Raw genomic sequence first — 22,232 nt, 5'->3', positions numbered from 1 at the left:
TGTGCGAACTACCGCGAGGGCCTGGGACGTGTTGCTGATCGGCGGGGCCTCCGGCGTCGGCAAGAGCCGCGCGGCCGCCCGGATCGCCGGGGAACTCGGCGCGTTCGTGGTCGAGTTCGACGACGTCGTCGCCGCCCTGCACGCCGCCACCAGCGCCGAGCAGCACCCGGGCCTGCACCTCTTCGACGCCTGGCCGGACCCGGAGGCGGCGCTGGGCGCCGAGGAGGTGCTGCGCCGGCAGATCGCCACCGCCCGTGCCCTGGAGGAGGCCGTGCTCGGCGTGGTGCGCAACCGTCTGAGCGTGGACGTGCCGGCCGTCGTCGAGGGCGACTACCTCACCCCGGCCGCCGCGGCCCGGGCCTGCGCCGAGGCCGCCGAAGCGGGCCGCCGGGTGCGGGCGGTGTTCCTCCACGAGGGCGACCCGGCGGCGATCGGCGCCAACTACGCCCGGCGCGAACCCGGCCCGGGCCCGCAGGAGCGCCGGGCGGCCGTCAGCGCCCGCTACTCGCACTGGCTCGCCGCCCGGGCCCGCGCCCACCACCTGCCCGTGCTGGACTGCCGCCCCTACCCCACCCTCCCCGAGCGCCTGCACCGCGCCGTGGGCGGATCCTGACGTCCCGTGCCCCGGTCGCGGCGTCCGTCGTCCCCTGTGGCACGATCCGGGGCATGCACCTGGCTGTGGATGGAGAGACCCCGGTCCCGCGGTTCGTGATGGTCGACGACATCGGGAGGGCGGACGGCTACTACTGCGCGCTGAGCAGCCCGCTGTTCCTCGCGCCGGGCGACCGGATCCTGTTCGACGGCATGAGGAGCGTCCTGACGGTGACCCGGGCGACCGGCGAGGTCCTCTCCCCCGAAGGCACGTGGGGAGTGCGCTGCGGCTCCGCCCACCTGGGGCCGCGGGCCTGACGTCCGCGCGAGCGGGACCGGCCTCGGGCGAGCTTCGCGTCGGGGGCGAAGGCGGGCAGCCTCTCCAGGCTGGTGCGCACGGCCTCGGCGCCGTACGCGAACATCTGCCGCTCGTAGTCGGCGACCGCGTCGAGCAGGTCCCGGCGGCCTTCGGCGGCCTCGGTCAGGCGGCGGCGCAGCAGGTCGGCGTCGCGCAGGGCGGTGTTCGCGCCGTTGCCGCCGGTCGGGGAGGTGGCGTGGACGGCGTCGCCGAGCAGGGTGACGGGGCCGGGTGCCCAGCGTTCGCCGGGTTCGACCACCCGGATGGACAGCAGTGTGGTGTTGTCCGGGTCTGCCTGGCGGATGAGCGCGCGCAGTTGCGGGTGCCAGCCCTCCGTCCTGGACAGCACGGCGTGCTGCGCGGTCGGGTCTTCCGACGGGGTGTCAGGCGCGGTGGTCGGTGCGGTGTTCGGCGGCAGGATCATGGCCCAGCGCACGTAGTCGCCGATGTCGGGCAGGGTGACGTCGGGGGCCAGCTGCTCGGCGGCCTGCTTGGGCGGGGTGCGGAAGCGCATCGCGCCGAGCAGCAGGCTGACGCCGTTGCCCGTGATCTTCGAGCCGTAGGCCTTGGACAGGGCGGTGAACTCGTCGGTCAGCGGGGTGCGGCCGATGACGAAGCGCACGCCGGTGTCGGTGGGGGCGGTCTGCGGGGACAGCACCCCGCGGACGGCGGAGGTGATGCCGTCCGCGCCGACGAGCAGGTCGGCGGTGGCCGGGGCGCGGTGGGCGAAGCGGGCGCGGACCCGGCCGTCGGCCGCCAGGTCGTAGCCGGTGAGCGCGGCGTCGGTGTGCACGGTGAGGCCGGTCAGCAGCAGGTGGCGCAGCACCTGCCGGTCGACCACGATGCCGGTGCGGCCCGCGCCGAGCCTGCCGATCTCGTTCAGCTGGGGGTCCAGGACCAGTTGTTCGGCGGCGGCGGGCATGACGATCTCGTCCAGCAGCGCGTGCCAGCGCGTCGGCAGGCAGGCGCGCAGCGCCTGGAAGCCGGTCGGGTCCAGGACGAGGCGGTAGCCCTGGAAGCGTGCGGCGATGCCGGGGTCGCGTTCGAACACCTCGGCCTCGATCCCGGCCCCGCGCAGACCCTGCGCGAGGGTCAGGCCCCCCAGGCCGGCTCCGACGACGGAAACTCGCATCACATGCCTCCCGGACATCGTGACGAACTTAGTTCGTTCGGACGATCTAAGTTCTAATTGACGAACTTAGATCGCGTCAAGCTACAGTGGTCGGCATGTCCGACGATCCCCGCCGACGCCGCGCGGCCCGCCACGCCCAGCCCGCGGAGCAAGCCCCCGCGGCGCCGGCGCGCAAGAGGCCGATCACCGTCGAACGGATCACCGACGCCGCGCTGGAGGTCGTCGCCACCGAGGGGTACGACGCGCTGACCGTCCGTCGGGTCGCCGCCGTGCTCGGCACCGGCCCGTCCTCGCTGTACGCGCACATCGTCAACAAGGACGACCTCGACGACCTGCTGGTCGGCCGGCTCTACGCCGAGGTCGTGGTCCCCGCGCCGGACCCGGGCGCCTGGCGCGGGCAGCTGGTCGGGGTGTACACCCAGATCCGCGACCTCTACCTGACGTACCCCGGGGTCTCGCGCGCCGCGCTGGCCGTGGTGCCGACCAACCTGGCGACGCTGCGGGTCGGCGAGGGGATCCTGGCGATCCTGCTGGCGGGCGGCCTCGACCCGAGGACGGCCGGCTGGGCCCGCGACGCGCTGTCCCTCTACGTCGGCGCCTACGCCCTGGAGCAGTCGATGGTCCGGCAGCGGCGCCGGCACGAGGACCAGGAATGGGTGCTCGGCCCCGAGGAGCTGCTGGAGCGCTTCGGCGCACTGCCCGCCGAACAGTTCCCGCACACCCGGCGCCATGCCGCCGAGCTGGTCTCCGGCACCGGGCACGACCGCTTCGCGTTCGCCCTCGGTCTGCTCCTGGACGGCCTGCGGCCCGCATCCGGCTGACCTGCCCGCGGCGGGCCTACGGTGGGGTTCGGCGAGGGTTCGGCGAGGGTTCGGCGGGGTCCGGGCGGCAGGTGGAGGACGCGGTGCTGATCGTGGTCAGCGGTGGGCCGGGCAGCGGGAAGACGACGCTGGCGCACGCGCTGGCGCGGGCCGTCGGCTGCCCGGCGCTGTGCCGCGACGAGGTGAAGGAGGGCCTGGTGCACGCCGGGACCGCGGCCTCGAACCCGGACGAGGTGGTGCGGGCGGCGTTCTTCGACGCGCTGGGGGTTCTGGTGCGCGCGGGGGTGAGCGCGGTGGCGGAGGCGGCGTTCCAGGACCGGCTGTGGCGCCCCGGACTGGCACCGCTGACCGGCCTGACCGAGCTGCGGATCGTGCACTGCCGGGTGGATCCGGCGCTGGCCCGCGCACGGGTCCGGGCCCGCCTGGCGGCACGGGCCGGGCAGGCGGGCCGGTCCGCGCACGCGGACCGCGCCCTGCTGGAGGCCCCGCCGGGGCCGGGCAACCTGCTGGACGACTTCGCGCCCCTGTCACTGCCGGTGCCCCGGCTGTGCGTGGACACCACCGACGGCTACCACCCGTCGCTGGCGGACGTCGCCGCGTTCGCCGCACCCGCCGCCACTCCCGGAATGTGACGAAACGCCAATTCCCCGTGGAGAGACGGCGGCCCCCCTCCCCCGGAGGGGACCACCGCCGGGCCCGCCGGGGGCCGGCGCGTGCTAGACGAAGTTCTTGTCGATCAGCATGTGCAGCACGTTGACGTGGAAGTCCGGGAAGTCCATCGGGACGATGCCGAACCGGGCCCGCTGCTCGGTGCGGGCCTTCAGGTACGGGTAGACGGTCTGGTCCATCAGGGTCTGTGCGTTGCTCTTGGGCCAGTTGCCGTTGGCGAAGCTGATGAAGTTGACGAACATCTGCGAGGAGCCCGGGTTCAGGAAGGCCTTGTCGAACTGGGCGACGATGTACTTCCCCTTCTTGACCAGCGGGAAGGTCTCGTCGATCTGCCAGACGTCCTGGGTGTCGAAGTAACTGTTCTGACTGCTGGACCAGTTGATCAGGCCCCAGTCGTTGGCGAAGTCGGCGAGCAGCACGACCTTCCCGCGGGCGGCGTCGATCGTGGGCCAGCCGTAGAAGTGGAACAGGCTGCGGAAGCCCAGTTCGTTGAAGTAGTAGTTGACCCGCCGGCGGAACTCGACCTCGTCGAGCGCCTGGCCGCCGGCGTTCTCGTTCTTCAGCCGCATCACGACGGTCTCGGACGGGTGCGCCTGCAGGAAGGAGCGGCACTGGTTGAGCACGTCCTGGAGCCGGATGTACTGGTAGGCGTTGGAGTGGTAGATCCCGAGCTCGTTGGGCGCGCCCTGCAGGCCGTTGCAGCGGATGTCGAGGAAGCGGATGCCCTCCTGCAACTGCTGGGTGATGCCCCAGTTCTGGGTGTGCGACCACTCGGTGCCGTAGTTGGGGTTCTCGCAGCAGGAGTCGTGGGTGCCCGGGATCGTGAGGCTGCGCAGGGGCACGCCGTCCTTGATGTAGCGCATCCAGCTGTCGGTCGGCATCCCGCGCGGGGTGGTCCGGGCGCCGGCCCAGGCGGTGGAGGGCAGGGCCAGGCCGCCGAGGCCGGCGACGGCCGCCGCACCGCCGACTCCCGCGCTCCACCTGAGAAGGTCACGACGTGCTATGCCCATGGTGTGGCTCCTTCGGCCTTCCGTTCGGCGGCGCGTTGCGCGCCCCTCTCCTGCGAACGTGCCCACCGCGCGGGCGGGTTCACCCCCCGCCCGGGGCCCGGTTCACCGTCGCCGGCGCACGGTCGGTCCACCGGCGCGCGGCCGGGCCCGGGTGGGCCCGGCGCGGCGCCCTCAGTGCCGCCAGCCGGGGGCGGTGGCGACGGCCTTGAGCTGATCGGTCGTCAGGGCCGGTTTTCCGGGCGTCATCTGGGTCTCGTCGGCGCCGTTCCACTGCGACACCCGCACCCGCGTCCCGTCGGCCTGCCGCACCTCCACGCTCCACAGCACCGTCGGCCCGCCGCCCGACTTCGTCGCACCGCTCTCGCGCACCAGCACGCTCGACCCGTCGGCGGTGTGCGACAGCGCCCCCGGCTCGGCATCCGCCTCGAAGCCCGCGCGCCCGCCGCCGTCCGTGTCCGGGCCCGGCGTCACGGAGACGGACAGCATGCTGGTGCGCCCCTCCAGCGTGACCGAGACGTGCGCCCGGCCCGGGACGTGCTGCGCCGCGCCGCTGTCGGTGCGCGTGCCGGCCGGCAGCGCGCCCGCCACGGTGGCGAGGATGCGCTCCGGTTCGGGGCCCTGGGGCTCCGGCGTCCGGCCCTGGGCGGCGCCGGCCGGGCTCGTGCCGGGGCTGCCGGGCTGGGCGAAGAGCGGGTCCCAGGCGCTGCTGGTGGCGGCCGCGACGAGCTGGTCGGCGCTCAGCGGCGGCTCCTCACGGCTCAGCGGCGGACCGAAGCTGGTCGAGTTGACCTCCCAGATCTGCACCTGCCGGCCGTCCGCACCGGTGTAGGTCGCCTGCCACTTGCGCACCTTCATCGGTTCGACGGGCTTCAGCTTGGCGACCACCACGATCGAGCCGTCCGGGCGCACCGTCCGCTCGCACGCCTCGGTCGGCGCCTCGACCGGGTCGGGGCACTCGGTGCCCCACGTCGAGGCGCGGATCGGCAGGGTGGCCCGGTTCACGGACAGGGTCACCATCCCGGCGCCGTGACCGTCGTCGTAGATCAGGTGCGCCGTCGGCGCCAGCCCCGGCACCGGCCCGTCGTTGCTTCCGCTGCCGCCCGCGGCGGTGACCTGGCCGGGCGGCAGCACCGCGGTGAGGGTGTCCGCCATGAACGCGGCGGTGATCCGCTCGGGCCAGCCGCCGGCGGGCGCGGCGGGGGCGATGTCGGTCGGCGCCGCCCAGGGCCGCAGCGCCACCGCGGCCACGGCGGCCAGCGCCACCACGCCCGCGCTGCCGGCCAGCGCCGCCTTCCGGCGCCGGGCCCGGCGCCAGCGCCGCTCGGCGCCGTCGGCCAGCAGCGCGCCGGGCGGGTCCGGAGCCAGGTCGGCCGCGTCCCGGAGGATCCGGGCGAGCTGTTCGTCGTGCGCGTCAAGGGACATGCCGGTACTCCGCTTCCTCGTCGGTGGTGGGTGCCCGGGCGGTCGGTCCGAGCCCGGGGGTCCGCTCGTCAGGAGCGGGCGGGTGCTCGGGAGCGGGCGCTCGGGAGCAGGTGGGTGCTCAGGAGCGGGCGAGGTCGTCCAGCTCGGCGCCCAGGACGGCGCGCAGCCTGGTCAGGGCCCGGGCGCTGCGCGAGCGCACGGCGCTGACGCTGATGCGCAGCGCCGCGGCGGTCTCCTCGACGCTGCGGTCCTCCCAGAAGCGCAGGACCAGGACCGCCCGGTCGTGGGCGGGCAGTTCGCCCAGCGCGCGCAGCAGGGTGACCCGCAGGGCGGGGTCGGGGTCGCTGACGGCGGCTTCGGCGAAGGTGTCGGTCACGTGCTCGGCGCTGCTGCGCCGGCGGCGGTGGGAGAGGAAGGCGTTCACCAGGACGGTCTGGGCGTACCCGGCGGGGTTGTCCAGGCGCGCTATGCGGCGCCATTTGCCGTACAGCTTGCCGAGGGCCTCCTGGGCGAGGTCCTCGGCGAGGTGTGCGTCGCCGCCGGTGAGCAGGAAGGCGGTCCTGACCAGGTGGCGCCCCCGTGCCGCGGCGAACTCCCGGAAGTCGAGCGGTTCGCCGCCCGGCTCCGGGCTCTTCGTGGTTGTGCGGTGCATGTCTGTCTAACGCGGTGGGGGCCCGATCACGTCGCAGGTGGCCTTCTCGCCGGGCCGCCCGTGTGCCGTTTCGTCCTCGCGCGTCCCCGTCCTCGTCCTCGTTCTCGACGGCGGCACCGTCACCACCGACCGCATCACCGCCCTGCCCCGCCACCGTAGTGCCCTCCCACTCGTCCGGCACGGTCAGCAACGGGGATCGCGTATCAGGGGTCCTTCCTCAGGGCGAGGAGATCGTCAGTCGTCATACGTCAGGCGCTCGTAGCGCAGCCCCTTGCGGAGCAGGTCGACGATGCGCAGCACCTCGGGCGCCCGGGCGGATCCGAGGCCGATCAGGTAGCAGCCGGTGCGGTGCCCGTACTCCCAGTCCACCTCGACGGAGGGCAGCGTCACCCCGCCCAGGGCGAGCACGGTGGTCAGGTCGTCCAGGGCGTCGGCGGCCTGGCGGCGCTGGTCGGCGGTCACGCGGTTCAGGGCGGATCCCATCACGCCCCCAGGGGGCGCGGCGGCTCGAACTGCCGCCACGCGCTGAACGCCGCGTCGAAGGACGTGAACCCGCTGAGCTCCCCGGAGGGTTGGCGCAGCCACTCCCCCACCCGCTCGTTGCGCACCCGGTAGCACCGCCCCTCGGGGTCCCACCGGACCCCGTAGCCGTGGAGCTCGGGCGCTTGGTCATGAGCCATGAGGACGGAACCCTCCGCGATCGTTCTTTCACGTTCCGTGCACATGGTGGCCCTGGGTCGCCTAGCATCGGAAGTGAAATGCGACTTGCCGGTGGGCCGGCCGCGAGTTGGGGGTTGCCATGAACAAGAAGACCATCGACCCGACGTCATCCCCGTGGGCTGCCTTCGGAGTCCAACTCCGCAGGTCGCGAGAGGCCGCTGGGCTCACCCAGCTCCAGCTGTCGAAGAAGGTGGACTGCACCGCCTCCCACCTCTCCTACGTCGAACTTGCGCAGCGGCCGCCGAGCCTGAAGCTGGCGGAACTCGCCGACCAGGAGCTGAAGACCGGCGGCACGCTGGTCCTGATGTACTGGCAGCTCAAGCACACGGCGTTGTTGGAGGGCTTTCCGGAGTACGCCAACTACGAGACGCGCGCGGAGCAGATCAAGCTCTTCGAGATCAGCGTCATCCCCGGACTTCTACAGACCCGAGCCTATGCGGCCGCAATCGAGGCCGGATATGTGCGGCAAGGCAGCACAACTCCGGAACAGGCCGAGGAACGCGTGCAGTTCCGAGTATCCCGGCAACAGATCCTCGACCGCACACCACCACCGTTCCTGCACGCGGTACTCGACGAGAGCTGCCTCAGCCGCGTCATCGGCGGCCAGGAGGTCATGGTGGAGCAGCTGAACCACCTCGCAGAGTATGCCGCCCGGCCGAACGTCGTCATCCAGATCGCCCCGTTCTCCTTGGGCGAGAACCGGCCGTTCATTCGTCCAGTGACGCTTCTTACCATGCCGAATCAAAAAATGCTTACATATCTGGAAACTGAGCACCGTGGATACATCGAGCGGAATTCTCCGCTGACCAGGGAGTTGGACAGGAGCTACGATCGGCTTGTGGTCGAGGCCATGAACCAGGCCGACTCACTCGCCATGATCCGCTCGGTACGGAGGAAGCTCGAATGGATGTCGAACTGACTGGCGCCTGCTGGAGGAAGAGCTCGCACAGCAGTGGCGGCGGCCAGTGCATCGAAGTCGCCGACGGCTTCCCCGGCGTGATGCCCGTCCGGGACTCCAAGGACCCCGAGGGCCCCGCCCTCCTCTTCCACTCCTCCGCCTGGCAGTCCTTCGTCACCGCCGTCCGCGCGGGCGAGTTCGACGCGTAGCCCGAACAACTCCCGGTGCTCGACGTGGGAAGTCGTCCTCGCCGACTTCCCACTCCTGGACGGCCGATTCCACGGACTCACTGGGCGTGGGCGGCGTACCCTGTGCGGCATACACATTCTTGACGACCCCACTGTGTCGCCCCGGCTCCGCAGCTTCCTCGAGCCACGTGCACGGCGGCATACGCCGATGTCTGCCGACCGGATCAGGCAGGAGACGACGACCGTCGACGACGCCGGCTTCGAGCATCCCGCGGAGACCTCGATCGTGGACGCGATGGTCCGGTTCGAGGAACGCTACGGCGGCCTGTTCTACTCAGCGCGGGGCGGCAACCCCGACGAGTACGGTCTGGACGGGGTTCCGTCCGCCCACTGGACGTCCCACGGCTGGGCCTTCCCCGGAATCCTCGACGGCCCCGGGACCGTCCGGGTGGACGTCCTCGCGGACGGCCGCACCGCGATACCGGTGCCGGGGTTGGCGCACAGGGTGCTCAACAGCAGCGTCGAGCAGCGGCTGGAGGCCGACGCCCTGTTGGCGAGCGTGTACCGGTGGCCGCACCTCGTCCTGCGGACCACCACCGGCCTCGGAGTGGCCCCGCGCGTCGCCGAGGAACACCTGCCACCTCGCGTACCGGAGGCGACCGGCCCCGCCGACACGTGGTGGTTCGACGGCAGGTGGGCCTTCCACCTGGAGCTCTACAGCTGGTGGAGGCCGCGGACACTCCGTGACACCTGGATCGTGCGCTGCTTCGCACGGGACGGCGCGGGTCTCGACCGAGCCGAATCCGCCCTGCGGGCCGCAGTCCCCGCACTCACCACCGCCCCCTTCGACTGGTGCTCGCTCTGCGGCCGGGCCCTGGACGCGGGCCGCTCCTGCTCCCCCGTCCTTCCGTCGGCAGAACGGTAGGAGCTCGCACAGCAGCGGCGTTCGGCCCCGCTGTTTGCGTCCCCCTGCCCGCAGGGGAAGTCGGCCCCGCCGACTTCCCGCTCCCCGCCTTGTGCTTCATGGTGTTGCCGGTGGCGGTAGTGAGCGGCGATGGAGCCGGCCGTCGAGGTAGGCGACGACCTTTCGGAACTCGCGGGGACAGCCCGTCGATGGCGGTCCTGGTGTTCTGCTCACGGCGCCGGCGCGGGAGGCCGGCCCGGATCCGTCCGGGCCGGTTACGCGGCACGGACCTTTCGGGCGGTCGTCATGCCGCCCGTGCGGCCACGGCCTCGACCGGGGACACACGCGATCGACGCACGGCAAGCGCTGTCATCCCGCCGCGGTCGTCAACCGGCCGGGCCGGTGAGGGTCTCGATGTCCGGGAGCGAACCGGCCTCACGCTGCCACGTGAGGCGCACCAGCGCGTCCGAAGGCGGCACCCCGCGCGACACCGCCGACACGAACGCCCGGACGTCCTGCAGTCCGAGTAGCGGTGCCTGGCGGCGGAGGTGGCGCATGGCCGCTGTCGGTCCGGAGGAACGCAGGAGCTCCTGGAGAGCGATGACCAGCGGGTCGGACGGCGTTGCCCCTCGGAGCTGCCGGAGGTAGAGCTCCTCCCAGTCCCCACCCGTCGCGGTGGCCGGGACGTGGTGGATGCTGCCGTCGTACCGGTCCACCAGGTAGCGGCCCGCTGCCGGCCAGGCTGTCGCGCGGATCGCGGGTGCGCGCGTACTGGGCCGAGTTCCAGAGGACGAGCCAGCCGACCGCGTGCTCCTCCATCTCGCAGACGACCGGCTCGGAGAGCGGCCCCGCCCATGTCGGCCGCTCGTCGGCCAACAGCGACTCGACGAGCTCGACGGCGCGTTCCTCGGAGATCACGCCCTCGTCATTCACCACAGGTCAACCGGGTTTCCGGGCCGGAGTCCGGGCCGTTCGTCAGTCGACGACGACGGCCATCCGGCCGTAGGTGGCGTAGCCGTTCTCGAAGTCCCGCTCGGAGACGGTCGTGCGGCCGCGGGCGGGGTCGTTGATCGACACCGTCCCGTTGCCGAACCCGGTGACGACGACGGCGTGTTCGGCCGGTCCGGCGTACAGGACCTTGACGTCGTCGTAGGCGGTGTAGGTGGTCGACCTGAGGTGGCGCCACAGGTAGTCGACCCAGACGATGGCGGGGTGCCCGGCCGCCAGGGCGTCCTTGAGCGTCTGGACCGCGATGCCCGAACCGGACTGGTCCACGGTGAGCCCGTAGGCGCGGGCGGCGTTCGCCACCGGCGGGGCGTACACGCCGAAGCCGGTCCCGTCGACCTCGGAGCCGTCCGGGTCGCCGACGAAGGCCACGTTCGGGTCGCCGGAGCGCGGGCCGGAGTGCCCGAACTCGGGGTGCTCGAAGTCGACGCCGATCTTGTCCAGGACGTCCTGGTCGTCGGTCTTCACGCCGCGTGCGGCCAGGACCATGCGCAGGGCCGTCGCCTCGCAGTCGTTGTTGAGCTGTTGGGCGTAGAAGGGCACCGAGGTGGCCGCGACGGCGCCGGTGGCCACCGCGGTCCCGGTGCCGGCCGTCAGGACCGCGCCGACGAGGGCGGCGGTGCCGGCCACGCGTGCGCTCGCAATGATCTTCACGGGCCCGACGCTACAAAGCCCGGATGCGCGGCGCAGCCGCTACGACTCGAACGGGTGACGGGCGGCCGGGCCGGGGCGCGGCCGACGCGACACGGGAAGTCGGCCCCGTCGACTTCCCACTCCCGAGGGGCCCTGGGCAGCGTGATCACCCGTCGAGCCGGTCTCCGGGCACCGCGGTGCGCAGCCGTTCCAGAGCCGCCTGCGTTCGGGCTCGGGCGTTGAGGCCGTGGCCGTCGAGTGCGCGGATCAGGACGTCGTCGTCGGCGAACCAGCGCGCGCCGCGTCCCACGGCCGGGAGTTCCCGCAACCGCTGCGTCAGGCCGGTCTCCTCGGCATCGGCCTCCAGGAAGTCGGTGAAGCCGCCGTCGAACAGCACCGTCTCGGTCATCACCATGGCGATGCAGGCCACGGTCAGGCTCGGCTCCCAGGGCTCCCACCGCTCGCGCGTCGTGTCGGCGAGGTCCGCGCGGATCACGGTGCCGGGGCGAGGACGTGCAGCTCGTCGGGGCGCAGCAGTGTGTCGTGGTTGGCGGTGAGGTCGCTGCGCCGGCCCAGGAGCAGGTACGTCTCGCGCAGGGCGGCCGGCAGGGCCAGGCCCAGGCGGTGCTCGCAGGCCGCGAGCTGCTCGGCGCTCCAGCCGTCCCCTGGCCGCAGGGGCTGGTGCCAGGAGGCCGCGAAGTCGGCGATGAACCGCCCGGTCTGGGCGCGGTCGGTCAGCGCTGCGGGCAGGCGGGTGTGGATGTCGAAGGCCCCGGTCATGCCCCGCACCCTACGCAGCGGTGCGGACGGACGGCGCCGGTGCGGGGACGAGGCCTTGAAGGGGCGGTCCTCGCGCGGTCCTCGCGCGGGTCAGTCGACGGTGCGGGTGGTGCTGCCGCGGGCCTGAAGGTTCCAGGTGATGACCCGTCGAGGGTGGATGCGCAGGATGTCGTGGCTGAAGTGGTCGGGTGCCACGGGGGGCACGTCGACGGTGAGGGTCTCGGCGTGGCCCCGGATCTCGACGCCGCGGCCCCAGCCGGGCGCGACCGGGTCGTCGGCGGGGGCGAGGTCGTCCACCAGGACGGAGACTTCGGGGCGGGCCTGGGCGTTGCGGTACTTGCGGCTGCGGGCCATCGCGGGCCCGCCGATGTCGATGGTTCCGTCGGCGTTGAGGCGGAAGCCCACCGGGCGGACCTGGGGGCCGCCGTCGGGGCCGGTGGTGGCCAGGCGGGCCAGTGGCTGGGCGGTGAGGTAGGCGCGTTCTGTCTCGGTGAAGATCACGTACCCGACCGTAGGAGCTCAAGCGCCCTTGAGGTCAAGGCCGCCGGGGCCGGCCGTACGGACTCCGGTCGGGTGTGACTCAGGCCACACCGCGGGGGCGATGAGTTCCGGTCGGTGTCCCGGTCCTATCTGTGGAACGCCGCCACCGCGGAGATCTTCTCGCTCGACACCGATGGGACCATCTGATCATGACCAACACCGTGAAGGGCCCCGCCAGCTACTTCCCCTCGATCGAGAAGAAGTACGGCCGGCCGATCGCCTACTGGCAGGACCTCGTCCGCACCTCCCCGCTCACCAAGCACATGGAGCTCGTCGCCTGGCTCAAGTCCGAGCACGGCCTCGGCCACGGCCACGCCAACGCCCTGGTCGCCCACACCCTGGCCGAGAAGCAGGCCTGACGCCCCCTCACCCGGCGACTCCCCCGGGGCCGGGGCCGCTGCCGGTCCGGCAGGACCACCACTCGCTCGATGCCCAGCCGCCCGCCGACACCTGCGGCACGGGAAGTCGGCCCCGCCGACTTCCCGCTCCCCCGCCGCCCTGGAGCCGTCCGTCATCGGCCTTCCAGGGGATCAGTGCACGGCCGGCCGGCTGCCGGGGCGCACTCCCCGGCCGGGAGGAGGCCGGGGAGGGACGTGCTCGGCGCGGGCCCGGACCCCGCCGTCGCCGGTCGCACCAGTCAGACCGGTCACGCCGGTCACGCCGGTCACGCCGGTCACGCCGGTCACGCCGGGATCATTGCACCGGGTCGGGAGTGCCTTGCGTCAGTGCGGTGCGGCAGCGGGCCACCTGCTCGGCGACCAGGTCCATGAACCAGCGCATGACCTCGTACGGGATGACGTGCTCGTCATGGCCGTGCACGTGGACCGTCGGCTCCAGGTCGGGATCCTCGTCGGGTATGACGGCCACCAGGAAGGCGGCCCCGGGCAGGTGGGTCTCGGCGCCGGGGATCCCGGCCCACGAGGCCGGCGCGGGCACGGCCTCGCTCAGTTCCACGCACCAGGCGTCGTCCGGCAGGGCGTAGTGGAACCGGACGGCGTAGTGACGGCCTGCGTGCTCTCGAAGCTCCGACATGCCCGCAGGCTGCCACAGTTACGGAAGCGGCCCCCGGGGGCGGGAGCCCGCTCGCGATGGCGATCGGCGTCGCAGGGCGATCGCCGCTCCGGCGCGGCCCGGCGTGCGCGCCTCGATGCGGCTGCGGGGGTGGTCAGGCGGGTTGCCAGAGTTCGATGCGGTTGCCCTCGGGGTCGGTGACCCAGGCGAAGCGGCCGATGCCGTCCATGTCCTGGATGTCGTCGGCGACGTCGGCGCCCTTGGCGCGCAGTTGGGCGAGCATGGCGTCGAGGTCGCGGACGCGGAAGTTGAGCATGGTCTGCTGGGCGCGGGAGCCGAAGTAGTCGGTGCCCGCGTCGAAGGTGGCCAGCACGGTGGGGCCCGCCTCCTGGTGCCACAGGCCGTGTTCGTCGGTGTCCAGACCCAGGCAGTCGCGGTACCAGGCGTTGAGGGCGGAGGGGTCTGCGGCGCGCAGGAAGTAGCCGCCGATGCCCAGCACGTGTTCCATGGCGCCATCCTGCCAGGGCGGCGGCCGGCCGGGGCCGAGGCGGCGTCGGACGGCGCGCTCGGGCGGGCGGCGCGCTCAGGCCGGCGGCGCGCTCAGGCGGGTGGCGCGCTCAGGCGCGCGGGGTGGCGGCGAGGAGGGCGTCGAGGAGGCCTGGGAAGCGGGTGTCGAGGTCGGTGCGGCGCAGGCTGACGAAGCGGTTGCGCCCGGCGACGCGGGTGGTGGTGACGCCGGCTTCGCGCAGGACGCGCATGTGGTGGGAGACGGTCGACTTGTGGAGGTGTTCGAGGCCGAGGTCGCGGGGGGCGCAGGAGTGTTCGGCGCCGTCGGCGTAGCTGAGCAGCAGGGTCATGCGGACGGGGTCGCCGAGGGCGTGCAGGACCGTGACGAGGTCGATGTCGGCGGTGTCGGGCTGGGGCAGCCGCTCGTCGTCGGGCATGGCGGTGGTCCTCACGGGGCGGTGGCGGGCGGTGGCCGGCGGGTGGCGATGGTTTGACAATCATCCACCCGTCCCTGATTGTTTGACGAGCATCAAACTGTTGCATGGTGATCAAACGATCCGGGGGGTTCCTTCCGTGCCCGTACGCCTGCTCCTGCTCGCCCTCGGCACCTTCGCCGTCGGCACCGACTCGATGGTGGTGGCCGGCATCCTCGCCCCGGTGGCCGCCGACCTCGGCGTGTCGGTGCCCGCCGCCGGCCAGCTGGTCACCGTCTTCGCCCTCGGCTACGCCCTGCTCGCCCCGGTCCTGGCCACACTCACCGCCCGCTGGCCGCGCCGGCGCCTGCTGCTGACCGGACTCACCGTGTTCGGCGCGGCCAACGCCCTCAGCGCGCTCGCCCCCACCTACGACCTGCTCCTGGCCACCCGGGTGTTGGCCGCGGCCGGTGCCGCGCTGTACACGCCCACCGCCAACGCCGTGGCCACCGCCCTGGTCGCCCCCGAACGGCGCGGACGGGCGCTGGCGACCGTCCTGGGCGGGATGACGGTGGCCACCGCGCTGGGCGTGCCGCTGGGCACCTGGGTGGGGCGCACCGACTGGCGGCTGACGATGTGGCTGGTCACCGCCCTGGGCGCGGCCGCGCTGGCCGGGATCGCGCTGCTGCTGCGCGAGCTGCCCGCACCGAGCGCCGCGGTGGGGCTGCGCGACCGTCTGGCGCCGCTCGGCCGGCCCCGGGTGCTCGGGGCCGCGGCCACCACCCTGGTGTTCTTCCTGGCCTTCCAGTGCGTCTACATCTACCTGTCCACCGCCGTGGCGGGCGCCACCGGCGGCGACGCGGGGCGGCTGAGCCTGGTGCTGCTGACCGCGGGCGTGATGTCGGTGGCGGGCAGCTGGCTGGGCGGGCGCCTGGTGGACCGGGTCGGGGTGCGCCGCGTGCTGCTGGCCGGCTCGGCGGCGGCCGCGGCGACGTTCGCGGCCCTGCCGTGGCTGGGGCGCAGCATGCCGGGGGCGCTGGTGTACGCGGTGGTGGTGCCGTTGGCGGGGTGGGCGGTGTCGGTGGCGCTGCCGCACCGGTTGGCGTCGATCGATCCGGGCAGTGCGCCGCTGCTGATCTCGTTGAACAGCAGTGCGCTGTACCTGGGGACGGCGGCCGGGGGTGTGGCGGGCAGTTGGGCGATCGCGGTGCTGGGCGGGCGGTGGTTCCCGTTGGCGGCGGCGGGGCTGGCGCTGGTCGCGGCGGGGGTCGCGGCGGCGACCACGCGGGACGCGGCGGCGGGGGCGCCGGCAGCGGCGGAGGCGGGCGCGGCAGCGGCGTAGGGGCCGGGGCCGGGGCCGGCGTACGGGCCCGGGTGCGCCCGTGCCCCGGGCCGGGGGTCCGGTCCGGGGCACGGGCGGTAAGCGGTGCGCGGTGCGGTGCAGGAGACGCGGTGCGCCGCGGGGAACGCGCGGTGCGGGTCAGGCGCCGAGGACCTCGCCGACCAGGGTGCGGGCCTCGTCCTGGACGCGGGCGAGGTGGTCGTCGCCGAGGAAGGACTCGGCGTAGATCTTGTAGACGTCCTCGGTGCCGGAGGGGCGGGCCGCGAACCAGGCGTTGTCGGTGCAGACCTTGATGCCGCCGATGGGCGCGCCGTTGCCGGGGGCGTCGGCCAGGACGGCGGTGATCGCCTCGCCGGCGAGTTCGCCGGCGCTGACGCGCTCCGGGGACAGCCGGGCCAGGCGGGCCTTCTGCTCGCGGTCGGCGGGGGCGTCGACGCGGGCGTAGGAGGGGGCGCCGTGGCGGGCGGTCAGCTCGCGGTAGTAGGCGCTGGGGGTGGCGCCGGTGACGGCGGTGATCTCGGAGGCGAGCAGGGCCAGCAGGATGCCGTCCTTGTCGGTGGTCCACACGCCGCCGTCGCGGCGCAGGAAGGAGGCGCCGGCCGACTCCTCGCCGCCGAAGGCGATGGAGCCCTCCAGGAGGCCGTCGACGAACCACTTGAAGCCGACCGGCACCTCCAGCAGGTCGCGCTTGAGGTCGGTGGCGACGCGGTCGAGCATCGAGGAGGAGACCAGGGTCTTGCCGACGGCCGCGTCGGCGGGCCAGTCCTGGCGGTGGCGGTAGAGGTAGTCGACGGCGACCGCGAGGTAGTGGTTGGGGTTCATCAGGCCGCCGTCGGGGGTGACGATGCCGTGGCGGTCGGCGTCGGCGTCGTTGCCGGTGGCGATGGCGTACTCGGCGCGGCGCCCGATGAGGGAGGCCATCGCGGCGGGCGAGGAGCAGTCCATGCGGATCTTGCCGTCCCAGTCCAGCGTCATGAACCGCCAGGTCGGGTCGGTGACCGGGTTGACGACGGTGAGGTCCAGGCGGTGGGTTTCGGCGATGCGCGCCCAGTAGTCCACCGAGGCACCGCCGAGCGGGTCGGCGCCGATGCGCAGGCCCGCGGCGCGCACCGCGTCCAGGTCCAGCACGGCGGGCAGGTCCTCGACGTAGGTGCCCAGGAAGTCGTGGCGCCCGGTGGTCGCGGCGGCCAGCGCCCGCGCGTAGGGGACGCGCTTGACGCCGCGCAGGCCCTCGCGGATCAGCTCGTTGGCGCGGTCCTGGATCCAGCCGGTGGCCTCGGAGCCGGCCGGCCCGCCGCTGGGCGGGTTGTACTTGAAGCCGCCGTCGCGCGGCGGGTTGTGCGAGGGGGTCACCACGATGCCGTCGGCCAGCGCCTTGGGGCTGCGGCGGTTGTGGGCCAGGATCGCGTGCGAGACCGCGGGGGTGGGCGTGTAGCCGTCGGCGGCGTCCAGCAGGACGTGCACGCCGTTGGCGGCCAGCACCTCCACCGCGGTGACCTTGGCCGGCTCGGACAGAGCGTGGGTGTCGGCGCCCAGGAACAGCGGCCCGGCGATGCCCTGTTGGGTGCGGTACTCGCAGATCGCCTGCGTGGTCGCGGCGATGTGGTCCTCGTTGAACGCGGCGTCCAGCGAGGAGCCGCGGTGCCCGGAGGTGCCGAACGCCACCCGCTGGGCGGCCTCCTGCGGGTCGGGGTGCAGCGCGTAGTACGCCGTCACCAGCCGCGCCACATCCACCAGGTCCTCCGGCTGCGCCGGCTGCCCGGCCCGTGCGTGTGCCATCCGTCTTCTCCCGCCAACTTCCCGGTCGCGTCCTTGCCCCGTGCTCACCGATCGTAGCCAGAACGCGACCGTGCCCCGTACCCGGCGGGCGGGACGGGGACACGAACGGGACGCGAACGGGACGCGGACGGCGCGTCGACGGGCATGCGGACGCAGCCCCGCAGGGCCCGTGCGGGGCCGTCCGTACCCGTGCGGGGCCGCGCGGGGCCGTGCGTGCCGGGCCGTGCGGCCCGGGTGGTGCGGCCCGGGTGGTGCGGCCCGGGTGTCAGGCCGGCAGCTGCTGGCGGAAGGCGTCCAGGGCGGGGGCGGTGGTGGTGGCGAGGAACTCGGTGACGGTGTACGCGACCAGGCCCTCGCGGGAGAACGGGTCGGTGCGGGTGAGTTCCTCGATCGCGGCGCGGTCCTCGCCCAGGGCGATGATCACCCCGCCCTCGCGCGGCACCTTGCGGCCCGAGGCGAGGAAGGTGCCCGCCTCGTAGTGCGCGTGCAGCCACTGCACGTGCTGCGGCAGGACGGCGTCGATGCGCTCCAGCGGGGCGGTGTACGTCAGCTCCAGTACGAACATGCGACCAGGCTAGCCAGCACCCCGTGCGCCCCGGGCACCAGGGGGCGCGGACGCGGCGGTGCGGACGCGGCGGCGCGAGGTGGTGAACGCGCGGTGGGCGAGGGCGGATTCGAACCGCCACAGCCGGAGCGGGGGATCTCAGCAGCCGACGGTTCATCAAGGGTCGCCCTGCCTGATGGTCTGTCATGGTCGTCGACTCCCTGCCACTATCGTCGTTCTCGTGAAACGTCGTGACCGTCTCTCGTCAGGCTCGACACCGCACACCTCCCGGTGGTGCCGGAGGTGACGGGCCGACGCCTCGCAGTCCCCGATCAGAACGAGTCGGCCGGAGCCCCGACCCGCAACCACATCACCGACACGCTCACCTCGGTGTGCGGCTGCCCGTACGGGAAGCGGACCGCACTCGGCCGCTCCTCGCGGACGGCAGCAGCTGCCGTCCGCGAGGGCGCCGCGTGATCGTCACCCATGCCTACCGATTCGCCCTCGACCCGACACCGCGCCAGGCACACGAACTTCTGCGGCACTGCGGAGCGGCCCGCGTGGCGTTCAACTGGGCCCTGGCGCAGGTGAAGGCGAACCTCTCCCAGCGAGAGGCAGAGCGGTCATACGGCCTCGCCGGGGACGATCTGACACCGGTCTTCGGCTGGTCGATGTACTCGATGCGCAAGGCCTGGAATCTGGCCAAGGACGACGCCGCACCGTGGTGGCGTGAGTGCTCAAAGGAGGCGTATGCCACTGGTCTGGAGCAGCTCGCCACCGGCCTGAGGAACTGGTCCGACTCGAGAAGGGGCAAACGCAGAGGCCCTGTGATGGGTTTCCCTCACTTCAAGTCCAAGCACAAGGCGGCGAAGTCCTGCCGGTTCACGACCGGAGCCATACGTCTGGAGGACGACCGCAGGCACGTCACGCTGCCAGTGCTCGGCACCCTCAGGACGCACGAGAACACCCGCAAGCTGCATCGCCGCATCGCGAACGGAACCGCCAGGCTCAAGTCCGCGACGGTGCGCCTGTACGCGGGTCGCTGGCACGTTTCCTTCACGGTCGAGGTCGAGCGGGGCAACCATCAGCCGTCCCGTCCGGGTGCGGTGGTCGGAGTGGACCTCGGAATCAGGACCCTGGCCGTCTTCTCCGACGGCCGCCCCGCGATGGAGAATCCCAAGCACTACGACGCCGCCTGCAGGAAGCTCGCCCGGTTGTCCCGCACCGTCGCCCGCCGCGTCGGACCCGACCGCATTGCCGGCCAGCGGCCCTCCAAACGCTGGCTCAAGGCCAACGACGCTCGCAACCGGGTCCACCACCGCGTAGCCGCACTACGACGGGACGCGATCCACAAGCTCACCACAGAGTTGGCCCGCGAGTACGGCACCATCGTGGTCGAAGACCTCAACGTCGCCGGAATGCTCAAGAACCACAGGCTCGCCCGCGCGGTGGCCGACGCGGGGTTCGGCGAGATCCGCCGTCAGCTCTCCTACAAGACCGCATGGAACGGCGGCCAGCTGGAAGTGGCCGACCGGTGGTTTCCCAGCTCCAAGACGTGCTCCGGCTGCCAGGCAGTGAAATCCAAGCTGCCCCTTCGGGTGCGTACGTTCGTCTGCGAGCGCTGCGGCCTGGTCATCGACCGGGACGAGAACGCCGCGCTCAACCTTGCCGCGATGATAGGGCGGCGCGTCGCCGGGAGCGGCCCGGAGACAGGAAACGGATCGCCGAGCCGACGTAAGACGAGACTCTGCCTCGCAGACGGCGCAATCTCCCGCCAGGGGCAAGAAGCGTCCACTCCGCATCGAAGCCCCGTGGTTTCGAGTCAGACGGTGACCTTCGTCCACTCACGGGCGAATCGCTGAGACTTGACCGAGTTCTCGGCGAGCGGCTTTACAGGCCCTCGGGTTTTCCTCTGCTCCGATCGCCTTCGGATGTCCTCACCCTCTTTACGCGGCAAGGACGTGCGCGGATCACTCGCAAGCGAACCGGCGGCCGCGGGAGGGTGGTGAGGCGGCGCAGGGCGGTGCGGTGCGGTGCGGGGGCGGCGGGAGGGTGCCGGGTCCCATCCTGGCAGGTCGCGGGGGGTTTCGGTAGGACGCAGCGCACGCGGATCGTGTCTTGTCGCCGGGGGCGCGCCGGCCGCAGACTCGTCGGCATCCACTCCTGCGGCCACGCGCCGGCCACCCCGTCCACGGGGGGCCGGTGTGCGTGCGTGTCGTGCTGCGCCCGGGCGGCAGGCGGTGGGCGGTGGGCGGACGAAGGGGGTTGTGCGGGTGTCGGTGCACGGGGATCTGGTGCTGAGGGCGCGGATGCGGTTGTTGAGTCACGACGGGCGGGTGCTGCGGGGGCGGGAGGGCCTGTGGGTGTACCGGGTGCTGTTCGGGGTGAGCCCGCAGGTGTACGGCTCCAAGCTCGCCCACGTGTTGGTGGAGGCGAGCGGGTGGGCGCAGGTGGCGGGGCGGCCGGCGGCGCGGCGGGCGCTGCTGGAGGAGGCGGTGGCGGCGGCGGGGGTGCTGGAGGTGGGGCATCCGTTCCGGGCGAAGGTGCTGGGGCGGGCGCTGGAGGCGCTGGCCGCACTGGAGCAGCAGGAGCGGCAGGGGCCGCAGGGGCCGCAGGAGCAGTGCGGGCCGCAGGGGCGGCACGGGCCGCAGGGGCGGCAGGGGTCGCAGGGGCGGGCGGGGTGGTAGGTGGTTGCGGGGTGATTGCGGTACAACAATCCGTATTTGACGACTGATCGGAGAAGTCTGGTATGAGCGGGTCGCAACTGTCGCGGCGGGCGGTGCTCGCGGGTGCGGGGGCCGCGGTGATCGGGTGGAGCACCGCCCGGGGGGCCTGGGCGGTGGAGGAGGGGGGCGACGTCGCGCGGCTGCCCGTGCTGGACGGGTCGGTGACGCTGTCCGGCGAGGGCCTGGAGCGGTTCGCCGGGGACTTCGGGCACCTGGTGTCCCAGCGGCCGCGGGCCGTGCTGCGGCCGGGCTCGGTGCGCGACGTGCAGCGGGTGGTGGCGTTCGCGCGCCGTCACGGGATCCCGGTGGCGGTCAACGGGCAGAGCGGGGACGCGGGGACGGCCGGGGCGGCGGGGCTGGAGTCGCACTCCAGCTTCGGGCAGGCCAACCCGCGCGGCGGGATCGCGGTCGACGCGCGCGGCCTGTCGCGGATCGTGTCGGTGGGCCCGGGGCGGGCCGTGGTGGAGGCCGGGGCGACGTGGGCGCAGCTGACGGACGCGGCGCTGGCGGTGGGGTGGATGCCGCCGTGTCTGACGGACTACCTGCACCTGTCGGTCGGGGGGACGCTGAGCGTGGGCGGGATCGGCGGTGGGGTGCAGCGGTACGGGTTGCAGGTGGACACGGTGGAGTCGGTGGACGTGGTGACCGGCACGGGTGAGCTGGTGACGGCCTCGCGGGCGGTGAACCGGGAGCTGTTCGAGGCGGTGCTGGCCGGTGGCGGGCAGGTGGGGATCATCGTGCGGGCGCAGCTGCGGCTGGTGCCGGCGCGGGAGCGGGCGCACGTGTTCTCGCTGTTCTACGACGATCTGGGGGCGTATCTGGCGGACCAGGAGCGGGTGATGGCGCAGGGGCGGTTCGACCTGCAGGTGGGTGACGTGCAGCGCAGCGCGGACGGGTCGCGGTGGCGGTACAAGGCGGAGCTGGTGGCGTTCGCGGACGCGGGGCGGCCGGTGGATGCGGGGGCGTTGTTGGCGGGGCTGCGTCCGGTGGCGGGTGAGACGCAGGTGGTGGAGCAGAGCTGGCGGGAGTACGCGTTCCGGGTGGACGCGTTCGCGGGGTACCTGCGGGCGGCCGGGTTGTGGGGGCTGGCGAAGCCGTGGCTGAGCCTGTTCCTGCCGGCGTCGCGGGCGCGGGTGTTCATGGAGGAGGCGGCGCGGGTGCTGTCGGCGCAGGACCTGGGGGCGGGGTTGTTGTTGTTCTACCCGTACGCGCGTTCGCGGGTGGGGGCGCCGTTGGCGGTGTTGCCGCGGGAGGAGGTGGGCTGGCACTTCGACCTGTTGGCGTTCCCGGGGCCGGGGGCGGACACGGGGGCGATGCTGGAGCGCAACCGGCGGTTGTACGAGCGGGCGGTGGAGCTGGGTGGGAAGCGGTATCTGATCGGGGCGGTGCCGGGGATGACGGGGGCGGACTGGCGGCGGCACTACGGCGGGTTGTGGGGGCGGGTGGTGGAGGCCAAGCGGCGGTGGGATCCGGCGGGGATCCTGACGCCGGGTCAGGGGATCCACGTGTCCTGAGGCGGCGACGTCGGTGCCGGGGCCCCGGCCGTGTTGCGCGGTCGGGGCCCCGGGGGGCGGGCCGGCCCGGGGC

General features: G+C 73.2%; 28 protein-coding genes and 1 pseudogene. 12 read left to right on the top strand and 17 right to left on the bottom strand.

The genetic code is table 11. The annotated features are described in order from the left end of the window. Nucleotide 1: 1 nt before the first annotated feature. Entirely contained in the window at nt 2–613 is a 612-nt protein-coding gene (locus AB0N04_RS05195) for an AAA family ATPase (protein WP_360206867.1), read from the top strand. Nucleotides 614–743: 130 nt separating this feature from the next. Here the strand turns inward: AB0N04_RS05195 and AB0N04_RS05190 are convergent, their stop codons facing one another. Beyond that, on the bottom strand, nt 744–2,081 hold the full coding sequence (locus AB0N04_RS05190) for an NAD(P)/FAD-dependent oxidoreductase (protein WP_360206864.1): 1,338 nt from the start codon (nt 2,079–2,081) through the stop codon (nt 744–746). 95 nt (nt 2,082–2,176) lie between these two features. Here AB0N04_RS05190 and AB0N04_RS05185 point away from each other — a divergent pair, with 95 nt between their 5' ends. Together AB0N04_RS05185 and AB0N04_RS05180 are read left to right on the top strand one after the other, a co-directional pair. Continuing rightward, nucleotides 2,177–2,902, top strand: a complete 726-nt coding sequence (locus AB0N04_RS05185; RefSeq protein WP_360206860.1) for a TetR/AcrR family transcriptional regulator — start codon at nt 2,177–2,179, stop codon at nt 2,900–2,902. Between the two features lie 83 nt (nt 2,903–2,985). Continuing rightward, a complete protein-coding gene (locus tag AB0N04_RS05180; RefSeq protein WP_360206857.1) occupies nt 2,986–3,534 on the top strand; it encodes an AAA family ATPase in 549 nt (182 codons plus the stop codon). 84 nt (nt 3,535–3,618) lie between these two features. Here AB0N04_RS05180 and AB0N04_RS05175 read toward each other — a convergent pair whose 3' ends face one another. From AB0N04_RS05175 to AB0N04_RS05155, 5 genes are all read right to left on the bottom strand, one after another. Continuing rightward, complete coding sequence (locus AB0N04_RS05175) at nt 3,619–4,581, bottom strand: phosphatidylinositol-specific phospholipase C (RefSeq protein ID WP_360206854.1); 963 nt, start codon at nt 4,579–4,581, stop codon at nt 3,619–3,621. Nucleotides 4,582–4,752: 171 nt separating this feature from the next. Continuing rightward, nucleotides 4,753–6,003, bottom strand: coding sequence for a hypothetical protein (locus tag AB0N04_RS05170; protein ID WP_360206851.1), 1,251 nt, complete (start codon nt 6,001–6,003; stop codon nt 4,753–4,755). Nucleotides 6,004–6,121: 118 nt separating this feature from the next. Then, nucleotides 6,122–6,655: a SigE family RNA polymerase sigma factor gene (locus AB0N04_RS05165; RefSeq protein WP_360206848.1), complete on the bottom strand. Its 534-nt coding sequence runs from the start codon at nt 6,653–6,655 to the stop codon at nt 6,122–6,124. Nucleotides 6,656–6,889: 234 nt separating this feature from the next. Beyond that, entirely contained in the window at nt 6,890–7,117 is a 228-nt protein-coding gene (locus AB0N04_RS05160; RefSeq protein ID WP_360206845.1) for a hypothetical protein, read from the bottom strand. Nucleotides 7,118–7,137: 20 nt separating this feature from the next. After that, nucleotides 7,138–7,335 (bottom strand): hypothetical protein, encoded by a 198-nt coding sequence (locus AB0N04_RS05155; protein ID WP_360206842.1) that lies wholly within the window; start codon nt 7,333–7,335, stop codon nt 7,138–7,140. Between the two features lie 119 nt (nt 7,336–7,454). On the opposite strand from AB0N04_RS05155, the gene AB0N04_RS05150 reads away from it, so the two are divergent. The 3 genes from AB0N04_RS05150 to AB0N04_RS05140 all read left to right on the top strand — a co-directional run bounded on the left by AB0N04_RS05150 (nt 7,455) and on the right by AB0N04_RS05140 (nt 9,386). Next, complete coding sequence (locus tag AB0N04_RS05150; protein ID WP_360206840.1) at nt 7,455–8,294, top strand: helix-turn-helix transcriptional regulator; 840 nt, start codon at nt 7,455–7,457, stop codon at nt 8,292–8,294. After that, nucleotides 8,279–8,482, top strand: a complete 204-nt coding sequence (locus AB0N04_RS05145) for a DUF397 domain-containing protein (protein ID WP_360206837.1) — start codon at nt 8,279–8,281, stop codon at nt 8,480–8,482. Before AB0N04_RS05150 ends, AB0N04_RS05145 begins: the two co-directional genes overlap by 16 nt. 187 nt (nt 8,483–8,669) lie before the next feature. Next, complete coding sequence (locus AB0N04_RS05140) at nt 8,670–9,386, top strand: hypothetical protein (protein ID WP_360206834.1); 717 nt, start codon at nt 8,670–8,672, stop codon at nt 9,384–9,386. Nucleotides 9,387–9,751: 365 nt separating this feature from the next. On the opposite strand, the gene AB0N04_RS05135 is transcribed toward AB0N04_RS05140, so the two are convergent. From AB0N04_RS05135 to AB0N04_RS05110, 6 genes and pseudogenes are all read right to left on the bottom strand, one after another. Beyond that, nucleotides 9,752–10,081, bottom strand: coding sequence for a hypothetical protein (locus tag AB0N04_RS05135; RefSeq protein WP_360207185.1), 330 nt, complete (start codon nt 10,079–10,081; stop codon nt 9,752–9,754). Between the two features lie 64 nt (nt 10,082–10,145). Beyond that, nucleotides 10,146–10,283: pseudogene (locus AB0N04_RS05130) on the bottom strand (hypothetical protein); the annotation flags it as partial. Nucleotides 10,284–10,340: 57 nt separating this feature from the next. Further along, a complete protein-coding gene (locus tag AB0N04_RS05125; protein ID WP_360206831.1) occupies nt 10,341–11,024 on the bottom strand; it encodes a C39 family peptidase in 684 nt (227 codons plus the stop codon). Nucleotides 11,025–11,169: 145 nt separating this feature from the next. Then, nucleotides 11,170–11,499 (bottom strand): hypothetical protein, encoded by a 330-nt coding sequence (locus AB0N04_RS05120; RefSeq protein WP_360206828.1) that lies wholly within the window; start codon nt 11,497–11,499, stop codon nt 11,170–11,172. Next, on the bottom strand, nt 11,496–11,783 hold the full coding sequence (locus AB0N04_RS05115) for a hypothetical protein (protein ID WP_360206825.1): 288 nt from the start codon (nt 11,781–11,783) through the stop codon (nt 11,496–11,498). The genes AB0N04_RS05120 and AB0N04_RS05115 overlap by 4 nt, the downstream gene beginning before the upstream one ends. 90 nt (nt 11,784–11,873) lie before the next feature. Next, nucleotides 11,874–12,284 carry a PPOX class F420-dependent oxidoreductase gene (locus AB0N04_RS05110; protein ID WP_360206822.1) on the bottom strand — a complete coding sequence of 137 codons (411 nt, stop codon included), beginning with the start codon at nt 12,282–12,284 and terminating at the stop codon, nt 11,874–11,876. 188 nt (nt 12,285–12,472) lie between these two features. On the opposite strand from AB0N04_RS05110, the gene AB0N04_RS05105 reads away from it, so the two are divergent. Next, nucleotides 12,473–12,682 (top strand): DUF4287 domain-containing protein, encoded by a 210-nt coding sequence (locus tag AB0N04_RS05105; RefSeq protein WP_360206819.1) that lies wholly within the window; start codon nt 12,473–12,475, stop codon nt 12,680–12,682. A 334-nt stretch (nt 12,683–13,016) separates the two neighbouring features. Here the strand turns inward: AB0N04_RS05105 and AB0N04_RS05100 are convergent, their stop codons facing one another. The 3 genes from AB0N04_RS05100 to AB0N04_RS05090 form a co-directional block, all read right to left on the bottom strand. Then, nucleotides 13,017–13,355 carry a hypothetical protein gene (locus tag AB0N04_RS05100; RefSeq protein ID WP_360206817.1) on the bottom strand — a complete coding sequence of 113 codons (339 nt, stop codon included), beginning with the start codon at nt 13,353–13,355 and terminating at the stop codon, nt 13,017–13,019. 133 nt (nt 13,356–13,488) lie between these two features. Then, a complete protein-coding gene (locus AB0N04_RS05095) occupies nt 13,489–13,842 on the bottom strand; it encodes a VOC family protein (RefSeq protein ID WP_360206814.1) in 354 nt (117 codons plus the stop codon). A 109-nt stretch (nt 13,843–13,951) separates the two neighbouring features. Continuing rightward, nucleotides 13,952–14,278, bottom strand: a complete 327-nt coding sequence (locus AB0N04_RS05090; protein ID WP_360206812.1) for a transcriptional regulator — start codon at nt 14,276–14,278, stop codon at nt 13,952–13,954. Between the two features lie 136 nt (nt 14,279–14,414). On the opposite strand from AB0N04_RS05090, the gene AB0N04_RS05085 reads away from it, so the two are divergent. Next, nucleotides 14,415–15,596 (top strand): MFS transporter, encoded by a 1,182-nt coding sequence (locus AB0N04_RS05085; protein WP_360206809.1) that lies wholly within the window; start codon nt 14,415–14,417, stop codon nt 15,594–15,596. A 138-nt stretch (nt 15,597–15,734) separates the two neighbouring features. Here the strand turns inward: AB0N04_RS05085 and pgm are convergent, their stop codons facing one another. Continuing rightward, nucleotides 15,735–17,375, bottom strand: a complete 1,641-nt coding sequence (gene pgm / locus AB0N04_RS05080; RefSeq protein ID WP_360206806.1) for a phosphoglucomutase (alpha-D-glucose-1,6-bisphosphate-dependent) — start codon at nt 17,373–17,375, stop codon at nt 15,735–15,737. A gap of 265 nt (nt 17,376–17,640) precedes the next feature. Beyond that, entirely contained in the window at nt 17,641–17,940 is a 300-nt protein-coding gene (locus AB0N04_RS05075; protein WP_360206804.1) for a YciI family protein, read from the bottom strand. 282 nt (nt 17,941–18,222) lie between these two features. Here AB0N04_RS05075 and AB0N04_RS05070 point away from each other — a divergent pair, with 282 nt between their 5' ends. The 4 genes from AB0N04_RS05070 to AB0N04_RS05055 all read left to right on the top strand — a co-directional run bounded on the left by AB0N04_RS05070 (nt 18,223) and on the right by AB0N04_RS05055 (nt 22,159). Next, complete coding sequence (locus tag AB0N04_RS05070) at nt 18,223–18,396, top strand: hypothetical protein (RefSeq protein ID WP_360206801.1); 174 nt, start codon at nt 18,223–18,225, stop codon at nt 18,394–18,396. Next, nucleotides 18,393–19,781, top strand: coding sequence for an IS607 family element RNA-guided endonuclease TnpB (tnpB, locus tag AB0N04_RS05065; protein ID WP_360206798.1), 1,389 nt, complete (start codon nt 18,393–18,395; stop codon nt 19,779–19,781). Before AB0N04_RS05070 ends, tnpB begins: the two co-directional genes overlap by 4 nt. Before the next feature lie 456 nt (nt 19,782–20,237). After that, nucleotides 20,238–20,606 (top strand): hypothetical protein, encoded by a 369-nt coding sequence (locus AB0N04_RS05060; protein ID WP_360206795.1) that lies wholly within the window; start codon nt 20,238–20,240, stop codon nt 20,604–20,606. A gap of 62 nt (nt 20,607–20,668) precedes the next feature. Then, the gene (locus tag AB0N04_RS05055; protein ID WP_360206792.1) at nt 20,669–22,159 is read left to right on the top strand and encodes an FAD-binding protein; all 1,491 of its coding nucleotides are present in this window, start codon (nt 20,669–20,671) and stop codon (nt 22,157–22,159) included. Nucleotides 22,160–22,232: the final 73 nt, after the last annotated feature.

Origin of the sequence: Kitasatospora sp. NPDC051702 (assembly GCF_040681575.1) — a bacterium.
Lineage (GTDB): Bacteria > Actinomycetota > Actinomycetes > Streptomycetales > Streptomycetaceae > Kitasatospora.
Note: the sequence above shows the minus strand (reverse complement) of the source record. Positions and strands in the feature narration are given on the sequence as shown.

Excerpts from the sequence above, each read along its gene's own strand:
- AB0N04_RS05190 (WP_360206864.1), bottom strand. The coding sequence starts at position 2,081 with ATGCGAGTTTCCGTCGTCGGAGCCGGCCTGGGGGGCCTGACCCTCGCG.
- AB0N04_RS05185 (WP_360206860.1), top strand. The coding sequence starts at position 2,177 with ATGTCCGACGATCCCCGCCGACGCCGCGCGGCCCGCCACGCCCAGCCC.
- AB0N04_RS05175 (WP_360206854.1), bottom strand. The coding sequence starts at position 4,581 with ATGGGCATAGCACGTCGTGACCTTCTCAGGTGGAGCGCGGGAGTCGGC.
- AB0N04_RS05170 (WP_360206851.1), bottom strand. The coding sequence starts at position 6,003 with ATGTCCCTTGACGCGCACGACGAACAGCTCGCCCGGATCCTCCGGGAC.
- AB0N04_RS05165 (WP_360206848.1), bottom strand. The coding sequence starts at position 6,655 with ATGCACCGCACAACCACGAAGAGCCCGGAGCCGGGCGGCGAACCGCTC.
- AB0N04_RS05155 (WP_360206842.1), bottom strand. The coding sequence starts at position 7,335 with ATGGCTCATGACCAAGCGCCCGAGCTCCACGGCTACGGGGTCCGGTGG.
- AB0N04_RS05150 (WP_360206840.1), top strand. The coding sequence starts at position 7,455 with ATGAACAAGAAGACCATCGACCCGACGTCATCCCCGTGGGCTGCCTTC.
- AB0N04_RS05145 (WP_360206837.1), top strand. The coding sequence starts at position 8,279 with ATGGATGTCGAACTGACTGGCGCCTGCTGGAGGAAGAGCTCGCACAGC.
- AB0N04_RS05140 (WP_360206834.1), top strand. The coding sequence starts at position 8,670 with ATGTCTGCCGACCGGATCAGGCAGGAGACGACGACCGTCGACGACGCC.
- AB0N04_RS05115 (WP_360206825.1), bottom strand. The coding sequence starts at position 11,783 with ATGACCGGGGCCTTCGACATCCACACCCGCCTGCCCGCAGCGCTGACC.
- AB0N04_RS05105 (WP_360206819.1), top strand. The coding sequence starts at position 12,473 with ATGACCAACACCGTGAAGGGCCCCGCCAGCTACTTCCCCTCGATCGAG.
- AB0N04_RS05100 (WP_360206817.1), bottom strand. The coding sequence starts at position 13,355 with ATGTCGGAGCTTCGAGAGCACGCAGGCCGTCACTACGCCGTCCGGTTC.
- AB0N04_RS05095 (WP_360206814.1), bottom strand. The coding sequence starts at position 13,842 with ATGGAACACGTGCTGGGCATCGGCGGCTACTTCCTGCGCGCCGCAGAC.
- AB0N04_RS05090 (WP_360206812.1), bottom strand. The coding sequence starts at position 14,278 with ATGCCCGACGACGAGCGGCTGCCCCAGCCCGACACCGCCGACATCGAC.
- pgm (WP_360206806.1), bottom strand. The coding sequence starts at position 17,375 with ATGGCACACGCACGGGCCGGGCAGCCGGCGCAGCCGGAGGACCTGGTG.
- AB0N04_RS05075 (WP_360206804.1), bottom strand. The coding sequence starts at position 17,940 with ATGTTCGTACTGGAGCTGACGTACACCGCCCCGCTGGAGCGCATCGAC.
- AB0N04_RS05055 (WP_360206792.1), top strand. The coding sequence starts at position 20,669 with ATGAGCGGGTCGCAACTGTCGCGGCGGGCGGTGCTCGCGGGTGCGGGG.